Source organism: Saccharothrix sp. HUAS TT1 (genome assembly GCF_040744945.1).
Classification (GTDB): Bacteria; Actinomycetota; Actinomycetes; order Mycobacteriales; family Pseudonocardiaceae; genus Actinosynnema.
In genome coordinates, this window is record NZ_CP160453.1 from 3384897 (window position 1) to 3403543 (window position 18647).

At 67.4% G+C, this 18647-nt stretch carries 12 protein-coding genes and 1 pseudogene; 7 read left to right on the top strand and 6 right to left on the bottom strand.

Annotated elements, in window-relative coordinates; all coding sequences use genetic code 11:
• Position 1 precedes the first annotated feature (1 nt).
• From AB0F89_RS16690 to AB0F89_RS16705, 4 genes are all read left to right on the top strand, one after another.
• Positions 2-589 (top strand): hypothetical protein, encoded by a 588-nt coding sequence (locus tag AB0F89_RS16690; RefSeq protein ID WP_367137181.1) that lies wholly within the window; start codon positions 2-4, stop codon positions 587-589.
• 322 nt (positions 590-911) lie between these two features.
• The gene (locus AB0F89_RS16695) at positions 912-4418 is read left to right on the top strand and encodes a DEAD/DEAH box helicase family protein (protein WP_367137183.1); all 3507 of its coding nucleotides are present in this window, start codon (positions 912-914) and stop codon (positions 4416-4418) included.
• A complete protein-coding gene (locus AB0F89_RS16700; RefSeq protein WP_367137185.1) occupies positions 4415-5851 on the top strand; it encodes a restriction endonuclease subunit S in 1437 nt (478 codons plus the stop codon). The genes AB0F89_RS16695 and AB0F89_RS16700 overlap by 4 nt, the downstream gene beginning before the upstream one ends.
• Positions 5848-7383, top strand: a complete 1536-nt coding sequence (locus AB0F89_RS16705; protein ID WP_367137187.1) for an N-6 DNA methylase — start codon at positions 5848-5850, stop codon at positions 7381-7383. Before AB0F89_RS16700 ends, AB0F89_RS16705 begins: the two co-directional genes overlap by 4 nt.
• Before the next feature lie 668 nt (positions 7384-8051).
• Here AB0F89_RS16705 and AB0F89_RS16710 read toward each other — a convergent pair.
• The 3 genes from AB0F89_RS16710 to AB0F89_RS16720 form a co-directional block, all read right to left on the bottom strand.
• On the bottom strand, positions 8052-8531 hold the full coding sequence (locus AB0F89_RS16710; RefSeq protein ID WP_367137189.1) for a hypothetical protein: 480 nt from the start codon (positions 8529-8531) through the stop codon (positions 8052-8054).
• A complete protein-coding gene (locus AB0F89_RS16715; RefSeq protein WP_367137191.1) occupies positions 8528-9058 on the bottom strand; it encodes a helix-turn-helix domain-containing protein in 531 nt (176 codons plus the stop codon). The genes AB0F89_RS16710 and AB0F89_RS16715 overlap by 4 nt, the downstream gene beginning before the upstream one ends.
• Before the next feature lie 228 nt (positions 9059-9286).
• Positions 9287-9964, bottom strand: a complete 678-nt coding sequence (locus AB0F89_RS16720) for an MBL fold metallo-hydrolase (protein WP_367137193.1) — start codon at positions 9962-9964, stop codon at positions 9287-9289.
• Positions 9965-10080: 116 nt separating this feature from the next.
• Here AB0F89_RS16720 and AB0F89_RS16725 point away from each other — a divergent pair.
• Positions 10081-11019 (top strand): annotated as a pseudogene (locus AB0F89_RS16725) (acyltransferase family protein); the annotation flags it as partial.
• A gap of 110 nt (positions 11020-11129) precedes the next feature.
• Here the strand turns inward: AB0F89_RS16725 and AB0F89_RS16730 are convergent.
• Complete coding sequence (locus AB0F89_RS16730) at positions 11130-11921, bottom strand: maleylpyruvate isomerase family mycothiol-dependent enzyme (RefSeq protein WP_367137195.1); 792 nt, start codon at positions 11919-11921, stop codon at positions 11130-11132.
• Between the two features lie 229 nt (positions 11922-12150).
• On the opposite strand from AB0F89_RS16730, the gene uvrA reads away from it, so the two are divergent.
• Positions 12151-15024: an excinuclease ABC subunit UvrA gene (uvrA, locus tag AB0F89_RS16735; RefSeq protein WP_367137197.1), complete on the top strand. Its 2874-nt coding sequence runs from the start codon at positions 12151-12153 to the stop codon at positions 15022-15024.
• A 158-nt stretch (positions 15025-15182) separates the two neighbouring features.
• On the top strand, positions 15183-15647 hold the full coding sequence (locus AB0F89_RS16740) for an SRPBCC family protein (protein WP_367137199.1): 465 nt from the start codon (positions 15183-15185) through the stop codon (positions 15645-15647).
• Between the two features lie 19 nt (positions 15648-15666).
• Here AB0F89_RS16740 and AB0F89_RS16745 read toward each other — a convergent pair whose 3' ends face one another.
• Positions 15667-17061 (bottom strand): GntP family permease, encoded by a 1395-nt coding sequence (locus AB0F89_RS16745; protein WP_367137201.1) that lies wholly within the window; start codon positions 17059-17061, stop codon positions 15667-15669.
• A complete protein-coding gene (locus tag AB0F89_RS16750; RefSeq protein ID WP_367137203.1) occupies positions 17058-18647 on the bottom strand; it encodes an amidohydrolase family protein in 1590 nt (529 codons plus the stop codon). Before AB0F89_RS16750 ends, AB0F89_RS16745 begins: the two co-directional genes overlap by 4 nt.

Below are 18647 nucleotides of genomic sequence, written 5' to 3' on the forward strand. Positions count from 1 at the left end.
GGTGAAGTGGTCACGGGCGGTGCGGCAGGTCGAGGAGCTGGCGGCGAAGTGCGGCGAGGTGGCGGCCCTGCCGGGGTTGCGGGTGGTCGGGCTGTGGGTGGCCGGGGACATCCTCGGTGCACCACGTGATCTCGATCGAGTGACCATCGCCGTAGTGGTCGACCTGCCGGTCGACGACGTTCCGTGGTTGAGCGAGCCGACGGGCGCCGAGCACTGGGCCAACGCGACCAGGGTGTCGCGCAACCCGTTCAGGGCACTGTGGCGCTCGGCCCACGCACCGGTCTGGAACCACGTGGTCCACCGGCCGGCGCTCGTGTGGGACCTGGAGGGCGGGACGGCGCAGGACACCCTGGCCGCTCTCGCCGACGGGCGCGGCGAGGAGGTCCGCCCACCCGCGCCGGGAGCGGACGAGCTGCGGGCGCGGGTGCGCGACGAGCTGGCGGTGAGCCTGCGGGCGCTGCGCCGGCAGACCCGTGCGTACGAGGAGAAGCGCTGGAGCCCCGGCAAGCTCACGGCGGTGTCGGACGCCCTGTGGCGGGTGAGTGACGGCTACCTCGAGGTGCTGGACGCGGTCCACTCGGACGAGTGACAGTTCATCGCGTCCACGCCTCCTGTAGCGGTCGGTGGTCGATCACGGTGAGAACAGGACTACGTCCCTAGTGATGGAACTGTCACCTCCTCTAGACGTCGAGCAGGGCCGCGTCATAGTACGAACACCGTGGATCGGAGCGGAATTCGCTGATCAGCGTCTCGCGTCGTCCGCGGAGCCGAGCCGATGATGACCAGTGGCGGCTTGTCTCATTATTCCACAGCGAAGCAGCGCGTTCGAGTTGTAACATCGTCGTCGCGTTGCGCGATGATCTCTAGCTGAGCCAAGTGCGACAGGGGTGCGGAGTCGGGCAGGGAGCGTAATGGGTGTAGACCAGCAGGTTCATGAGCTGGCTCAACGTACGACGAACTTCGGTCACTTGTTGACCCATGAGCCTGTGCTGGTCGTGCACGGCGCGGCTGCCGAGGCCGCAGTGTTTACCGACCCGAATACGGCGATGTTCAAATGTCGCCTATTCGGTGAAGCGCTGACGGCGAGAGCATTCCTTCAGTTCGGCATACCCAATATGCCGGACAAGCAGTTCAAACGCCTTAAAATGCTCAGTGACCAAGGGTTCATCAACCAGCGCGTTCATGGTTGGTTTGAACAAGTTCGCACTATCGGTAACCAGGCGGTTCACGAAGGGTACGCCGCCCAGCGTGACGCCCTGGTACTGGTCAGGGCGTGCTACGAACTCGGTGCCTGGTTCAGCCGCACGGTCAGCGGAAGCCGCGACGCGGCGCCGCCGTTCGTGCCGCCCCAGCCCCTGGCCGCCCCGGAGCCGGTGGTTGCCGAGGAGTCGGAAGCGCTGGCGGAGTTGCGTCAGCTTCTGAGCCAGTACCACGCCGAACTCGTCGAGATGAAGACGACCATCGACGACAGGACGGCTCGGGCCACCGCCGAAGTGGCTGCTCAGGCAGCGGCGAGCCAAGAGATCCTGCGCGCGGTGCAGGCCCAGGCCGGATTGCAGGACCTGGTCCGGCAGCTTTCCACCAAGGTGGACGAGTTGCAGCGCCAGCTCAACGCTAGGGCTTCCGACGCGGCGCCCATCGACTCTGCCCTGCGGGATGAGTACGTTGAGCGTGCGGCGATCGCGAGTCGTCCGCTGCTCAGTGAGGCCCAGGTCCGGCGGATCATCGACCGGATGCTCACCGCCGCCGGGTGGGTCGTGCAGGACCGCGCAGCCATGAACGTGCACGCAAAGCTCGGTGTGGCTGTCCGTGAGGTCGCAACGGCCACGGGCCGGGCGGACTACCTGCTGTACGTCGGCGCGAAGCTGGTGGGCGTCATCGAGGCCAAACGGGAAGGCGTGAGCCTGGGTGCGGTGAACCGTCAGACCGAGCGCTATGCGTCCGGACTGGATGCTGGCCAGCAGCTCGCGGCATGGCGCATGCCGCTGCCGTTCCGCTACGAGTCGACCGCGGTGGAGACCCGATTCACCAACAACCTCGACCTGGTCGCCCGGCCGCGGCGGGTGTTCTCCTTCCACCAACCGGCCACCATCGCCCGGTGGATCAGGGAGGCCGAGGCCAACACGGAGGCTCCGACCTATCGGCACAGGCTCCGTCGTATGCCGGAACTGATCACCGATGACCTACGAAAAGCGCAGGTAGAGGCGATCAGCGGCCTGGAGGTGTCCCTCGCCGACGACAAGCCGCGGGCTCTGATCCAGATGGCCACGGGGGCGGGCAAGACGTTCACGATGGTTACCGAGACCTACCGGCTGCTCCGCCACGCGGGAGCGAAGCGCGTGCTGTTCCTGGTGGACCGCAACAACCTCGGCCGCCAGGCGCAAGGTGAGTTCGAGAACTTCAGGACGCCCGAGGACGGGACGCCGTTCGGCGAGCTGTACAACGTGCAGCGACTGCGCAGCGGTGTCGTGCTCGACTCAACCCACGTCGTGATCAGCACTGTCCAGAGGCTGTACTCGATGCTCCGTGGCGAGGAAGTGCCGGAGGACGAGCGCGACGACGACTACCAGGTGGACGCCGTCGAGGTCGAGTACAACGCCGCGCTGCCGCCGGAGACGTTCGACCTGGTGATCGTGGACGAGTGCCACCGATCGATCTACGGCAAGTGGCGTGCTGTGCTGGAGTACTTCGATGCGCACATGGTCGGCCTCACCGCCACGCCGGTGGCTCAGACGTTCGGCTTTTTCCACGAGAACCTGGTCAGCCAGTACACCTACCGGCAGGCCGTCGCCGACCAGGTAAACGTCGACTTCGACATCATGCGGATCACAACCGTGATCGGCGAGCAAGGCGGCAGCATCCCGGCGAATGTCCCGGTGCGCATCGTCGACCTGCACACCCGACGCGAGCGGTACGAGCAGCTCGACACGAACCTGGACTACAGCGCGGACGCCATCGGCCGGACCGTGATGAACCTGAGCCAGATCCGCACGGTGATCCAGCGGTTCCACGACGACTGGCCCCAGTACTTCCCGAAGCGCAAGCTCGTGCCTAAGACGCTCATCTTCGCCAAGACCGACCAGCACGCAGACGAGATCGTCGACATCGTCCGTGAGATCTTCAGCGGGGACACGAAGTTCTGCTCGAAGATCACCTACCGGGCAGAGAACCCCGAGCAGTTGATCGCCGACTTCCGCAACGATGCAGCGTTCCGTATTGCGGTCACCGTTGACATGATCGCGACCGGCACCGACGTGAAGCCGCTCGAGTGTGTCCTGTTCCTCCGCGGGGTGTCCAGCGCGACTTATTTTGAGCAGATGAAGGGACGGGGTGCCCGCACGATCGACATCGATGAGTTCCAGAGGGTCACCCCAGACGCGCGTGCCAAGGAGAAGTTCCTGTTGGTCGACCCAATCGGCGTGACCGACTCGCCCTTGGTCGATGCCAAGCCATTGCAGCCCGCTACCCAACGGCAGGTCAGTCTAGAGAAGCTGCTCAACCGCGCCGCCAGCCAGGGCATCTCTATCGACGAGGCAGCCGCGCTCGCCTCGCGGCTGAGCGCGCTCGACCGGCAGATCACACCAGACGAACGAGACGAACTAACCGAGCTTGCCAGCGGCGAGACAATCAAGAAGATCGCCCAGGGCTTGGAGCGTGCCACCGACGAGGAGGCTCAGGAGATCGCATTGCAGGCAGGCGGCCCGGAAGCCCAGCAGCAACTCGTGCTCGACGCTGTGCGTATCCTCGCGGAACGACCCGAGCTGCGGGCGCGCATCCTGACCATTCGCCGCAAGTACGACTTGCCCTATGACGAATACAACCCTGACCAAGTGAAGTCCGTCGAAGCCAGGCTTATGGGCGAAAACCGCCCGCAGCAGGTGGTCGAGGACTGGCGGCAGTACCTGCAAGACAACGCCGACGAGATCGCAGCACTGCGGGTAGCCTTTAGCGAGCCTCGACGCGACCCTGCCGAGGTGTACAGATCGCTGAAGCGTTTGGCATCGAAGATCGAGTCGCCGCCCTACCGATGGACGCCGGAAGTCCTCTGGAGGGCCTATCAGAACCTCGGCATTGCCAAGGGCAACGGTGGCCGTAAGGGCGTCCCTGAGTTGATGACCATCCTGCGCTACGAACTTGGTCTTGACTCCGAGTTGCGTACCTACCGCAGCCGGGTCGAAGACACGCTCGCGAACTGGCTCGCTCGCCAGGAGCAGAGCGGCGTGCGCTTCACCGTTGACCAGCGGTGGTGGATCGAGAAGATCGCAGTCACCCTGGCCAGCCGCCTCCTCGTGACCCCCGACGATCTCGATGGCGTACCGTTCATCGAACGCGGCGGCGTCGACGGCTTCATCCGTGACTTCGGCGACGACCGCGCGGAACAACTGCTGGACGAGTTGAACAGGACCCTCCCCGCATGAGCGACCTGCCCCTGGGCTGGGAATGGGTAAGGCTAGGCGAAGTTGGAACCTGGTTTGGTGGAGGCACGCCATCGAAAGGTAAACCCGAGTATTGGCTCGACGGCACGATTCCATGGCTTTCGCCCAAAGACATGGGATCTGAGGTGCTCGTTAGTACACGGGACAAGATTTCCGAGCTTGCTCTTGGAAACTCTCCAGCTCGCCTTGTTCCGCAGAACTCTGTCGCTATCGTAGTCAGGTCCGGCATCTTGGAGAGAAGGTTGCCGGTAGCGGTCGTACCTTTCGGTACAACGCTTAATCAGGATATGCGCGCAGTCGTACCGTTTTCCGGTATAGCGCCTGCTTGGATAGCCTACTATCTGCGCAGTGTCGAGTCGCAACTCCTCAAAGAATGTACGAAGCGTGGCACGACCGTGGCATCGATCGATGTGCCGAGCCTGATGAATGTTTCCATTCCCGTGGCTCCTGAAGCGGAACAAAACCGCATCATGGCACAACTTGAAGACCATCTATCTCGGCTCGACGCGGCGATGAAAGGTGTTGAGCGGGGTAGAAGTCGCCTTCGGAATGTCCGACTCTCGGCTATGCGGAAGATGCTCCAAGGGGTCGGAATTCCTTCAGGTGTCGATATGGGAACTGCTAACGATGTGCTAGCGACGGCCCAGGGAGGAGGAGCAGGTGAGGAGGTAGTGGGGCCGTGGCCCATACCCGATTCGTGGCGATGGTCCACTATGGGTCGACTATTTCGAGTTTATGTCGGCGCGACCCCGTCGCGCTCTGTTGCTAGTAACTGGAACGGTTCGATTCCGTGGGTTTCGAGCGGCGAAGTTTCCTTTTGTAGAATCGGTAGCACTCGCGAAACCATCTCTGAAGAGGCTCTTGGCAATAGGGATACTCGGTATCATCCGCCGGGTACCGTGCTACTTGCGATGATCGGAGAGGGTAAGACTCGCGGTCAAGCTGCAGTACTGGATATTGGGGCAGCTCACAATCAGAACTGCGCATCTATACGCGTAAGTGAAACCGCAATGCTTCCTGAGTATGTCTATACGGTATTGGAAGAGCGTTATCACGAGACGCGTCTACTGTCGTCTGGTGGAAATCAGTTGGCGCTTAACAGTTCTCGGGTGCGCGAGATTCCGATCCCAGTGCCCCCCTTGGGATTGCAACGTTATATCGTTGAGAAGGTGTCCGAGCTTTCGCGAATGGAGGAGCGGCTTGCGGCGGACCTCCGTATAGCAGTAGCTCGAGGAAGTCAACTTCGTAGATCTCTTCTAATTGACGCATTCGCTGGTCGACTGACTTCCCAAAATACTTCCGACGAGCCTGCATCCGTGTTGCTAGAGCGTCTCCAGAAAGAGCGGGTGGCGTCGCAATCGACGTCTAAGCGTGGACGGCGAGAAAACGGCACTACTAGGGAGACGCTGCTATGACGGTACCAAAAACGATCGCTGAGGCGAAACAGCTTGTCGACAAGCTGTGGAGCTACTGCCATGTGCTCAGGCATGACGGTGTGTCTACGATCGACTATGTCGATCAGTTGACTCTGTTGCTATTTCTCAAGATGGCACAGGAGCGTTCAGGGCGAAGGTCTTTTGCTGCAGAAGAGATTGTGCCCAGTCGGCTTGGTTGGCAAACTCTTGTAGACGCGGACGCTGACGATCTTAAGGTCATTTACAAGAAGGTGCTCGCTCAGCTCGGCAGGAAGCCGGACACTGCTCTTGGGTTGATCTACTACGGGGCGGAGAATAAGATTCGCAACGCCGCCACGTTGAAGAAGCTGATTGTCGACCTGATCGATAAAGTTAACTGGTCGGGTACCGGCGTGGACATCAAGGGTGACGCCTACGAGGCACTGCTAGAGAAGGGTGCTGAGGACATCAAGTCTGGTGCTGGCCAGTACTTTACGCCGCGCCCTCTCATCGACGCGATGGTCCGTTGTGTACGTCCTCGGCCGGACGACACTATCGTTGACCCCGCCTGTGGTACCGGAGGTTTCCTGCTTGCCGCACATGAGCACATTCAGGCCAACTATGGTGAGGAGTTGACGAAGGAAGACGCGCAGCACCTTCGCAGTGGCGGCATATCCGGGATCGAGCTCGTACACGGAACGGCCCGACTGGCTCAGATGAATCTCTTGCTGCATGGCATCGGAGACCCGGGCGGAAAGGCGCTTATCGACGTCCGCGATGCTTTGCTGAGGCATCCTGCACCGAACGAGCGTGCCACAGTTGTGCTCGCCAACCCGCCGTTCGGCCGCAAATCCGGTTTCACCTCGATCGATGAATTCGGCAAGGTCGCCCGGGAAGACGTTAGCTACGATCGCGCCGATTTCTGGGTGGCTACCAGCAATAAGCAGCTCAACTTTGTCCAGCACATCGCGAACATGCTCAAGATTGATGGCAGGGCGGCCGTTGTTGTTCCGGACAACGTGCTGTTTGAGGGTGGCGCGGGCGAAATCATCCGTCGACGTCTGCTCAATGAGTGCGACGTCCACACGCTGCTCCGCCTGCCCACTGGCATTTTCTATGCGGGTGGGGTCAAGGCGAACGTGCTGTTCTTTGACCGCAAGCGTGCCCGCCCGGAAGCACCGTGGACCTCGAAGCTGTGGGTTTACGACTTCCGTACCAGCCAGCACTTCACGCTGCGGCAGAACAAACTCCAGGCGCATCACCTTGACGCGTTCGTCAAGGCGTACAACCCCGATGATCGACACAACCGCAGTGAATCCGAGCGGTTCAAGTGCTTTACCTACGATGAACTGCTCGCCCGTGACAAGGTCAACCTCGACATCACTTGGATGCGTGATTCGGACCTGGAGGACAGCGACAACCTGCAGCCCCCGGAGGTCATCGCCCAGGAGATCGTCGAGGACCTGCAAGCGGCACTGGATGAGTTCGCCGCTGTCGCGGAAGCGCTGCAACTGGCTAAAGCCGAGCGAGAGGGGCGTCTGTCCGACATTTAGCCGGAAGCTGTAACGAGAGCGCTGGACAGACACGTGGACAGCGGCTGGCATGTGCGGTTGCCGTGATCAGCATCGGTATAAATCGTGCTGGTATTTGTGTCCTAAGCGGGTGGGTCGGCACACTATGTGCCGACCCACCCGCTTAGTGATCCGTTATCGCTGTTCAGGTCGCGTCGAGGTGGGTCGCCGATGCCGGACTGGTCGAGCCTCCTGTCTGCGCGGTGTTGGTACCCCCCTGGCACGGCGTAGCGCTTGACCGAACAATCCGTTTGCCAGCTGATCCGAGCAGCCAGCTCGGCGTCGTGACGAGTCCGTGCTCGTGGTCGGTCAGTTCGTCGCGAGTAGCGCCAGTCACTGTGACGGGAGCCGGGATATCACATTTCTGGTCAGGCGGCGGGCACGCCAGTCTCCGATCAACTCCGCTGCCGACGTGGCGGTCCTTCACCTGTGGCCCGGTCGTGTGGTTCCCTCCGTGCGCAGAGTGTCGCGGACTTCACGTGCCGTGCCTGTACCACACCCCAAGGCCTCGCGCAGCCGGGTGGCCGACGGGGCACTCGGCAGTTTTCCACCGACGATCAGTTGGCGGGCGCGCTCCACCAGTAGGGCGGTGCGAACTGCGGTAGCTCCCTCGGACTTGGCGTCCCCGTCAGGGGCGTTGCGCCTGTACTCTAGGTGGTAGCGCCTACCGGTAGGCCGTGGTCGAGGTCGGCGAAGGCGGTCCAAATGACGGGCATGACGGTGACCGCGCCGATAGCGACCAGAGGTCCGATCGCTTGAGCGAGCAGCTGCATGGGGTCGAACCGGTCGGCCTGCCACGGGGTGTACGGCCAGATGTTGAGCGTAAGCGTGACGGCGAGTGCGCCGAACTCCACGACGCTCAGATGCCTGTGCTTCAGTGTCCGGCCGTGCGTCGCGAGGTAAGCCTTGGCCGCAACCACGACCAGCAGCACTGCCGAGATGACCGGCTCCACTGCCCATGCGCCCCACCACGCCGCATCCCTGTCGGTCATGCTTCGGGTCAGCGTGTGGTGCACTCCCGTCGTGGACCAGGCCAGCGCGCCAATGAGCGCCGCCAGCGCTACGGCGGTCAGCTTTGGGTGGATCGTGGTGGCTGGCTCCCGATAAACGAGATGAACACGCCCGCTCATCGCACACCTCCCAGCCGCTGCGGCGCGCAGCGGGGGCACGGTGTGGAGTGGGTGCGGTCCTCGTCGGTCCACATAACCCGAGCGGAGATGGGGTCACCAGGACGAGCGTCACACCGCCCACACTCTGGCGGCACCGTCGAGCGCCCACCGGGCGCGCTCAGCGCGGGACGGTTCCTTGGACGATTGAAGGACGGTTCGGGCGTCGTGCTGACGCCCCGCCTGGTCCCCCCTGACGCCCCGTTCGTGCTCAGACGACGCCCCGTGCTGGTCAGCGGGGTGCCATCCTGACGCCTCGCTGCTGTACCCGCAGATAGCACCAGGTCGTAAACCTCTGGGCGCCAGTCAGCTCGCTCGATCCGGGCGTCCCTCACGCGGGTGTTGCCCTTGCGGATCAGGCCAAGCTCCTCCAGTGACCGCAGCGAGCCTTGAACGGTCCGGCGGGAGAGGCGGGTGTAGGTAGTCATCAGGTCCATCGACGGGAAGGCGTCGGTGCCGTCCGGACCGGCGTGGTTGGCGAGCGCGATCAAGGTGATCGCCAGCGTCGACGCTTCCTTGCGGTCGGTGGGGATGGGGGCGTGGTTGAGCGCCAGTTGATCGCCTCGATGCTCACGACAGCACCGCCTGCGAGCCGTGGACCTGGCACGATGTGCGCACGGTCGGACCTCCAGCGTCCGATCAAGGCCCCGTCGCGCTGCTTCAACAGCAGACGGGGCCGCCTGATAAGTCAGGCGGCCCCGTCCGGGAGGTCCTTCAGCTCACCAGCCGCGCGAACGCCACTCGCCGAGCTTGGGGCGCTCGGCTCCGAGCGTGGAATCATCCCCGTGACCGGGGTAGAACCAGGTGTCATCGGGTAGTTCACCGAAGACCCGAGCCTCCAAGTCGTCCATCAGGCTCTTGAAGTCCTCCGGGCTTGTTGTCCGTCCAGGACCGCCCGGGAACAGCGAGTCGCCCGTGAACAGGTGCGGGTGGCCGGTGGGGTCGCGGTAGAGCAGGGCGATCGAGCCCGGGGTGTGGCCGCGCAGGTGGACGACGGTCAGGGGCACTTCGCCGACGTGCACCGCGTCGCCGTGCTCCACGAACACGTCCGGCGGGATGGGGAGGACGTGGGCGTCCGCCGCGTGCGCGATCGTGTTCGAGCCGTTGGCGCCCGCCACGGCGCCCAGCGCGCCCCAGTGGTCGGCGTGCTGATGGGTGGTCACCACCGTCTTCAGCCTCGGGCGGTGCACCGAGTGGCCGACCACGTCCGACAGGCGTTCCGGGTCGGCGGCCGCGTCGATCAGCAGGCCCTCGTTCGTCGCGCGGCACACCAGCAGGTACGCGTTGTTGTCCATCGGCCCGACCGAGACCTTCGTGATGGTCAGCGCGTCCAGGGTGCGCCGTGCTGCCGGTCCGCCCGGCGATACATGCCCCGTGTAGTCCTCTAGTACGTCCACAATGGCCGACGGTAGCCGACCGGGCACCCTTCAGGACGCGCACAGGCCGACCCCCTAGGGTCTGGAACGCTCGTCGCTTCCTCTCCGATCTCGTCCGATTAGGGTCCTTCCGCCTCGTGCCTGCCAACCGCCGGATCAACTGGGACGTCCTGCGCACCCTGGCCGTGCTGTGCGTGCTCCTCCAGCACGCCACCCACGCCGGGCCGTCCGTCCACTCCGAACTCGCCCGACCGGCCTTCGCCTTCAGCCTGGAGTTCGGCGCCAGCGCGCTCGTGGTGATCTCCGCGTTCTTCGCCTGCGCCTCGCTGTCCAAGGGCGCGCCCGGCCGGTTCCTGCGCAACCGCCTCGCCCGCCTGCTCCCTCCTTACGTGGTCGCCGCCACCTGCACCTACCTCGTGCTGGTCCACCTCGCGCCGGACGGCTGGAGCGGGCTCGAACCGCGCGACCTCGTCTTCAACGTCCTCATGCTGCAGAACTGGCTCCCCGGCGTCCGCCTGGTCGACTTCTCCTACTGGACCCTCCCGGTGCAGGTCACGGGCTTCGTCGCGGGCGCGCTGCTGGCGTCCAGGGTCTGCGGCCGGTGGCTGGACGCGCTGCTCTGGGCGCTCGTCGTCGGCCCCCTCGTGATCAGGGTCTGGACGGTCGAGCCCGGCTTCGTCCGCACCTGCTACGACGGCCTGGGCGTGCACCGCGCGCAGCTGTTCGCCATCGGCATCGCCATCTGGCTGTGGTCGAAGCGCCGACTGGGCGACGGGCGGCTGTTCGCCCTGCTCACCGCCTCCCTGCTGGCGCAGGCGGTGCACAGCGCGGACCTGCCGTCGACCGTCGGCCTCGGCTTCCTGCTGATCGGCGTGTGCGCCGCTGCCGGCGGCCGGGACTGGGACGTCGCGCCGCTCCGCCTGCTGGCTCGCCCGATCAGGTGGTTCGCTGGCATCTCGTACGGCGTCTACCTGGTGCACCAGGAGATCGGTTACGTGGTGATGGCGAAGGTCTCACCCCATGGGGGAGCGTGGGCGCAGCTCGCGGCCTTCACGGCGACGGCCGTCGTCCTCGGGTGGCTGCTCACCGCGCTCGTGGAACGGCCCGCGCACCGCGTCCTGACCGCGAGCCGCCCGACCCGCCCGACCGTGGCCGGGCTGCTGCTCACCGCCCACCTGCACGTCGCTCAGAGCCACTTGGGCAGCGCCGGCGCCTCCCCGGTCAGCCGGGCGCCGCTGTGGCGGCCGGTCAACCACCCCAGCACGTCCGCCGCCGAGCCGCTGACCTCGGACGACGTCCCGCTGTCCGCGGTCAGCGCCCAGCCGCGCTGACGACCGTCCGGGAACACCGCCACCACCCGCACGGCGGGCGCGTCGGCCCGGTCGGCGTACTGGCCGACGACGTCCTCGACGAAGTGCTCCAGCAGCTCCGGCGGCAGGTCCTCGAACCCGACGCCCCGGTCGAGGTCGACCAGGTGGAACCACACCTCGCGCAGCCGCAGCCACGGCACCCGGTGCGCCAGGAACGGCCCGGCCTTCGGGTGCACGACCTCCGCCTCCCACGCGGTGGGCGGCAGGTCGCGGGCGAACGCCGTGAACCGCTGGCACGCCGCGTCGAGGTCGGCCCGCAGCAGCTGCGGCGGCCGGCCCGCGCCCTCGGCGATGTCGGCGTCGCGGTCGGCGGCGCTCGGGTACATCTGGTGCTCGACGCCGGTCTTCGCCCACGTCATCAGGTTCACCAGGGCGTCGGCGTTGCGTGCGAGATGCGTCACCACGTGGCCGCGGCTCCAGCCGGGCAGCAGGCTCGGCCCGCGCAAAGCCGGCAGGTCAAGGGCCGCGACGACCTCGTACAGCGCCTCTGTCGCCCGTTCGACCTCGGCGAGCCCGGCGATCGCGTGCTGCACCGCTGCCGACTGCTCGCGTGGCGCGGGTACGCTCGTCTGGGCGGATCGGACCTGGGCGGCATCGGCGAAGCTCATGGGCACCTCATCCCGGCGTATGCGGCCGAACGGCCTATCACCCCAGCGTAGGGGCGTTCACTACCGTCCGGTAGAGCCGTTGGCGCACGATCGTGCCAGTGCCCCTCACGGATTTGTCGGTGCCCGCCCCTAGCATGGTTGACGCCCTCCCCGACAGGGCTGACGCAGTGGTCCGATACGCTTTTCGAACGCCTGTTCGGGGGATGGTCAAGAACCGAAGGGAACCGTTGTGGCCGACCGGCTTGTCGTTCGCGGGGCGCGCGAGCACAACCTGCGAGGGGTGGACCTCGACCTGCCGAGGGACAGCCTCATCGTGTTCACCGGGCTGTCCGGCTCGGGCAAGTCCAGCCTCGCCTTCGACACGATCTTCGCCGAGGGCCAGCGCCGCTACGTCGAGTCGCTGTCCGCGTACGCGCGCCAGTTCCTCGGCCAGATGGACAAACCGGACGTCGACTTCATCGAGGGCCTGTCGCCCGCCGTGTCGATCGACCAGAAGTCCACCAGCCGCAACCCGCGCTCGACCGTGGGCACCATCACCGAGGTCTACGACTACCTGCGGCTGCTCTACGCGCGCGCCGGCAAGGCGCACTGCCCGACCTGCGGCGAGGCGATCAGCAAGCAGACGCCGCAGCAGATCGTGGACCAGGTGCTGGCGATGGCGGCGGGCACCAAGTTCCAGGTGCTCGCGCCGGTCATCCGCGGCCGCAAGGGCGAGTACCTGGACCTGTTCTCGACCCTGCAGTCGCAGGGCTACTCGCGGGCCAAGGTCGACGGCGTGGTGCACGCGCTGGCCGAGGTGCCGAAGCTGAAGAAGCAGGAGAAGCACCACATCGCGGTGGTGATCGACCGGCTGAGCGTGAAGGCGAGCGCCAAGCAGCGGCTGACCGACTCGGTCGAGACCGCGCTGCGGCTGGCCGACGGCCTGGTCGAGCTGGAGTTCGTGGACGTGCCGGAGGGTGACCCGGGCCGGGTGCGCGGCTTCTCGGAGAACCTGGCCTGCCCGAACGGCCACCCGCTGGCGATCGAGGACCTGGAGCCGCGGTCGTTCTCGTTCAACTCGCCCTACGGCGCGTGCCCGGCCTGCACGGGCATCGGCGTCCGCAAGGAGGTCGACCCGGAGCTGGTGGTGCCGGACGACGAGCTGTCGCTGGCCGAGGGCGCGATCGCGCCGTGGGCGTCCGGTCAGACCGCCGAGTACTTCACCCGGCTGCTGGAATCGCTCGGCCTGGCGATCGGCTTCCGGATGGACACGCCGTGGCGGCAGCTGCCCGCCAAGGTGCAGAAGGCGGTGCTGCACGGCGTCGACGAGCAGGTCAACGTCCGCTACAAGAACCGGTACGGCCGCGAGCGCTCCTACTACGCCAACTTCGAGGGCGTGATCCCGTTCCTGGAGCGGCGGCAGGAGCAGACCGAGTCCGAGTACATGCGGGAGAAGTACGAGGGCTACATGCGGGAGGTGCCGTGCCCCACGTGCCAGGGCACCCGCCTCAAGCCGGAGATCCTGGCCGTCACGCTGCACCACGGGCGCAAGGGCGACAAGTCCATCGCCGAGGTGTGCGCGATGTCGGTGGCCGAGTGCTCGGACTTCCTCGACGGGCTCAAGCTGGGCAAGCGCGAGTCGATGATCGCGGGCGCGGTGCTCAAGGAGATCCAGGCCCGGCTGCACTTCCTGCTCGACGTCGGCCTGAACTACCTGTCGCTGGACCGCGCGTCCGGCACCCTGTCCGGCGGTGAGGCGCAGCGGATCAGGCTGGCCACGCAGATCGGCTCCGGCCTGGTCGGCGTGCTGTACGTGCTGGACGAGCCGTCGATCGGCCTGCACCAGCGCGACAACCACAAGCTGATCGAGACGCTGACCAGGCTGCGCGACCTGGGCAACACGCTGATCGTGGTCGAGCACGACGAGGACACGATCCGCACCTCGGACTGGGTGGTCGACATCGGCCCCGGCGCGGGCGAGCACGGCGGCAAGGTCGTGCACAGCGGCCCGTACCAGGAGCTGCTGAAGAACAAGGAGTCGATCACCGGCGCGTACCTGGCGGGGCGCGAGGAGATCCCGATGCCCGCCGCCCGCCGCAAGGTGGACAAGAAGCGGCAGCTGACCGTGGTCGGCGCGCGGGAGCACAACCTGCGCGGCATCGACGTGTCGTTCCCGCTCGGCTGCCTGGTCTCGGTGACCGGCGTGTCCGGCTCGGGCAAGTCGACGCTGGTCAACGACATCCTGGCGACCGTGCTGGCGAACAAGCTGAACGGCGCGCGGCAGGTGCCGGGCAGGCACACCAGGGTGCGCGGGCTGGACCAGGTCGACAAGCTGGTGCAGGTCGACCAGTCGCCGATCGGCCGGACCCCGCGGTCCAACCCGGCCACCTACACGGGCGTGTTCGACCACATCCGCAAGCTGTTCGCGGCGACCACCGAGGCGAAGGTGCGCGGCTACCAGCCGGGCCGGTTCTCGTTCAACGTCAAGGGCGGGCGCTGCGAGGCGTGCGCGGGCGACGGCACGATCAAGATCGAGATGAACTTCCTGCCGGACGTCTACGTGCCGTGCGAGGTGTGCAAGGGCGCCCGGTACAACCGCGAGACGCTGGAAGTGCACTACAAGGGCAAGACGATCTCCGAAGTCCTCGACATGCCCATCGAGGAGGCGGCGGGGTTCTTCGAGCCGATCAACGCGATCCACCGGCACCTGCGGACGCTGGTCGACGTCGGCCTGGGCTACGTGCGGCTGGGCCAGCCCGCGCCGACCCTGTCCGGCGGTGAGGCGCAGCGGGTGAAGCTGGCGGCCGAGCTGCAGAAGCGGTCGACCGGCAAGACGGTCTACATCCTGGACGAGCCGACCACGGGTCTGCACTTCGAGGACATCCGCAAGCTGCTCGGCGTGATCAACGGCCTGGTGGACAAGGGCAACACGGTGATCGTGATCGAGCACAACCTCGACGTGATCAAGACGTCGGACTGGCTGGTGGACATGGGTCCCGAGGGTGGTTCCGGCGGCGGCACGGTGGTGGCCGAGGGCACGCCGGAGCAGGTGGCGGCGGTCGCGGACAGCTACACCGGGCAGTTCCTGAGCGAGGTGCTGCCGGTCGAGGCGGCGGTCGGCTGACCGGACCGGGTTCCGCGCACCCGGCCGGCCGGGTGCGCGGTCGGCCGGGCACGGCCGGCGCGGGCAAGCGGTCGGCCGGGTGCGCCAACCCCTGGGCACGCCAACCTGGGCGCGCCCGGGGTTGGACCGGTCGGCCGGTGTGCGTGACCATGGTCGACATGCCGCTGAACTCGTACCGCTTCCGCAGCGTCTGGTCGGTGGACAGCTCTCCCGGTCGGGTGTTCGACGTGCTCGCCGACCTGGGCAGCTACCCGGCGTGGTGGCCGGAGGTGCGGCGGGCGCGCCAGGTCGCCGCCGACGCGGCCGAGCTGACGTGCCGCTCCTTCCTGCCCTACGACCTGGTGTTCCAGGCGTGGCACAACGCCAAGGAGCCGGCGGCGGGGTTGTTGCGCGCCGACCTGGTCGGCGACCTGGACGGCACGGCGAGCTGGCGGATCTTCCCGGAGGGCTCGGGCGCGCGGCTGGTGTACGACCAGGAGGTGGTGGTGCGCAAGCCGCTGCTGCGCCGCCTGGCGCTCGTGGGCCGACCGCTGCTGGAGGTCAACCACGAGCTGATGATGCGCAGCGGCAGGCGGGGCCTGCGCACCTACCTGGCCGGGTTCCGGGCCGCGCTGGACGGCTAGCCGCACGTCCGGCGAGCCGTCAGACGACGAGGCTGAGCAGCGCGGCCACCGCGAAGCCGACCACGGACAGGATGGTCTCCAGCGCGGTCCACGTCTGGAGGGTTTCCTTCACCGACAGGCCGAAGTAGCGGGACACGATCCAGAACCCGCCGTCGTTGACGTGCGAGGCGATGATCGAGCCCGCCGCGATGGACATGACGAGCAGGGCCAGCTGCGGCTGCGAGTAGCTCAGGTCCGCGACGACGGGCGCGACGATGCCGGTCGTGGTCACGATCGCGACCGTGGCCGAGCCCTGGGCGATGCGCAGGCCGCAGCTGATCACGTACGACAGCGCAATCACCGGCAGGCCGAGGTCGGCCAGCGACGTGGCGAGCACCTTGCCGACGCCGGTCGCGGCCAGCACCGCGCCGAAGAACCCGCCCGCGCCGACCACCAGCAGGATCATCGCCACGGGTCGCAGCGACGCGCCGGACAGGTCGGTCACCTGCTCGCGGGTCATGCCGCGGCGGAAGCCGAGGAGCCAGAACGCCAGCAGCACGGCGATCGTCAACGCGACCGCGGGCGTGCCGAAGAACGTGAACACGCCCAGCGCGGTGGAACCCTTGGGCAGCAGGACGCTGCCGAACGTGCCCGCCAGGATCAGCACCAGCGGCACCGCGATGATGCCCAGCACCAGCGACAGCGGCGGTTCGCCCTTGGTCTGCTCGCCGCGCGCCGCCTCCGCCGCGGCCAGCATCTCCTCCGGCACCGGCACGTGCAGCCGCTTGCCGATCCACGCCGAGAACAGCACGCCGCCGATGAACCACGCCGGGATCGCCACGGCGAGCGCCATGATGATGATCCAGCCCAGTTCGACGCCGAGCAGCCCGGCCGCCGCGACGGGCCCGGGGTGCGGCGGCATGAACGCGTGCATCACCGACAGCCCGGCCAGCAGCGGCATCGCGTACAGCACCACGGACCGGCCGCTGCGCTTGGCGGCCACGTACACCAGGGGTGCGAGCACGAAGATGCCGATGTCGAAGAACACCGGCACGCCGAAGGTCAACCCGGCCAGGCCCATGGCCAGCGGGGCGCGCTTCTCGCCGAACGCCCGCAGCAGCGACCGGGTCAGCACCTCGGCGCCGCCGGAGGCTTCGAGGATGGAGCCGAGCAGGGTGCCCAGGCCGATGATCGCGGCGACGTGGCCGAGGATGCCGCCGAAGCCCTTCTCCACCAACGACTCCGACGCCTTCTGCGCCGAGCCGACCAGCGTCTCCACCGGCAGCCCGGCGGCCAGGGCGACCAGCAGGCCGACGACGAGCAGCGCGATGAACGGCTCGACCTTCCACCTGATGATCAGCGCCAGCAGCAGGGCGATGCTGAGCGCGGACAGCGTCAGCAGGCCGCCGGTGGTGTGCTGCAGCCAGTCGATCACGTGCGGCTCCGGGGGTTGCGCAGGGAACGTCCGGGCAGGGCGTCGGTCCGCGCGCCGTCGTCGAGCACGGGGACGCCGTTGACCAGGACGTGGCTGATGCCCGCGGCGGCCTGCCGGGGCTGGTCGAAGGTGGCGGTGTCGGCGACGGTGTCGGGGTCGAACAGCACGAGGTCGGCGGCCCACCCCTCCCGCACCAGCCCGCGGTCGGTCAGCCGCAGCCGCCGCGCGGCGCGTCCGGTGAGGTGGGCGACGCACTCCTCCAGGCCGAGCACGCCGAGGTCGCGCACGTAGCGGGCGAGGTAGCGGGGGAAGGTGCCCCAGGCGCGGGGGTGGGGGCGGTCGCCGACCAGCAGCCCGTCGCTGCCGCCGGTGTGCGCGGGGTGCCGCATGATCGCCTGGACGTTGTCCTCGTGGCCGACGTGCATCAGGCACGAGGCGCCCAGCCGCTCGGAGAGCAGCACGTCGAAGTACAGCTCGGCGGGCGGCCGCCCGGCCCGGCGGGCGGACGCGGCGATCGAGGAGCCGACCAGGTGCGCGTTCCCGGCCTCGCGCACGCCGTTGACCTCGATGGCGTCCCAGTCGACCGGCACGCCGTGGCAGCCGTCGGAGCCGGTGTCCTCGACCTCGGCCCGGATGCGCTCGCGGGCGCCGGGGTCGGCGAGCCGGGCCAGGGTGGCCTCCGGTCCGCCCTCGCCCGCCCAGCTGGGCAGCAGCGCGGACAGGTACGTCGCGCCGGGCAGGTACGGGTAGGTGTCGAGGGTGATGTCCGCGCCGTCGGCGATGGCCCGGTCGAGCAGGTCCAGCAGCTCGCCCGCCCGTCCCCGGTTGACGTCGAAGTTCATCGTGGCGTGCGCCAGGTGCAGGGGGCAGCCCGCGTCCCGCGACACCCGCACCACCTCGGCGTACGCCTCCAGCGCGCCCGCGCCGTAGCTGCGGTGGTGCGGGCTGTAGAACCCGCCCAGCTCGCCGACGACGCGGCACAGCTCGGTCAGCTCGGCGGTGTCGGCGTACATGCCGGGGGTGTAGGTGAGGCCGGACGACATGCCCATCGCGCCCTCGCGCAGCGACCGCGCCAGCACCTCGCGCATCCGGTCCAGCTCGGCGGCGGTGGCGGGCCGGTCGTCGTAGCCGACGCACAGCACCCGCAGCGTGCCCTGGGGCACGAGGTAGGCGGCGTTGACCGCGATGCCCCGGTCGAGGCGGTCCAGGTACTCGCCGACCGTGCGCCAGCTCCAGTCGAACCCGGGCGGGTCGTCGTTCCAGCCGGCGAGCTGGGCGCGCATCGCGGTGAGCGCGTCGTCGTCCACGGGCGCGTAGGACAGCCCGTCCTGGCCCAGGACCTCGGTGGTGACGCCCTGGGACACCTTGGCCAGGTGGTCGGGGTTGACCAGCAGCTGGAGGTCGGAGTGGGAGTGCATGTCGATGAACCCGGGCGCGAGCACCCGGCCGTCGGCATCGACGACCCGCCTGCCGTCGAGCCGGTCGCCGATCGCGGCGATCCGGCCGTCCCGCACCCCGACGTCGGCCGCGCGGGCGGGCGCGCCGGTGCCGTCCACGACCCGCGCGCCCCTGAAGACGATGTCCAC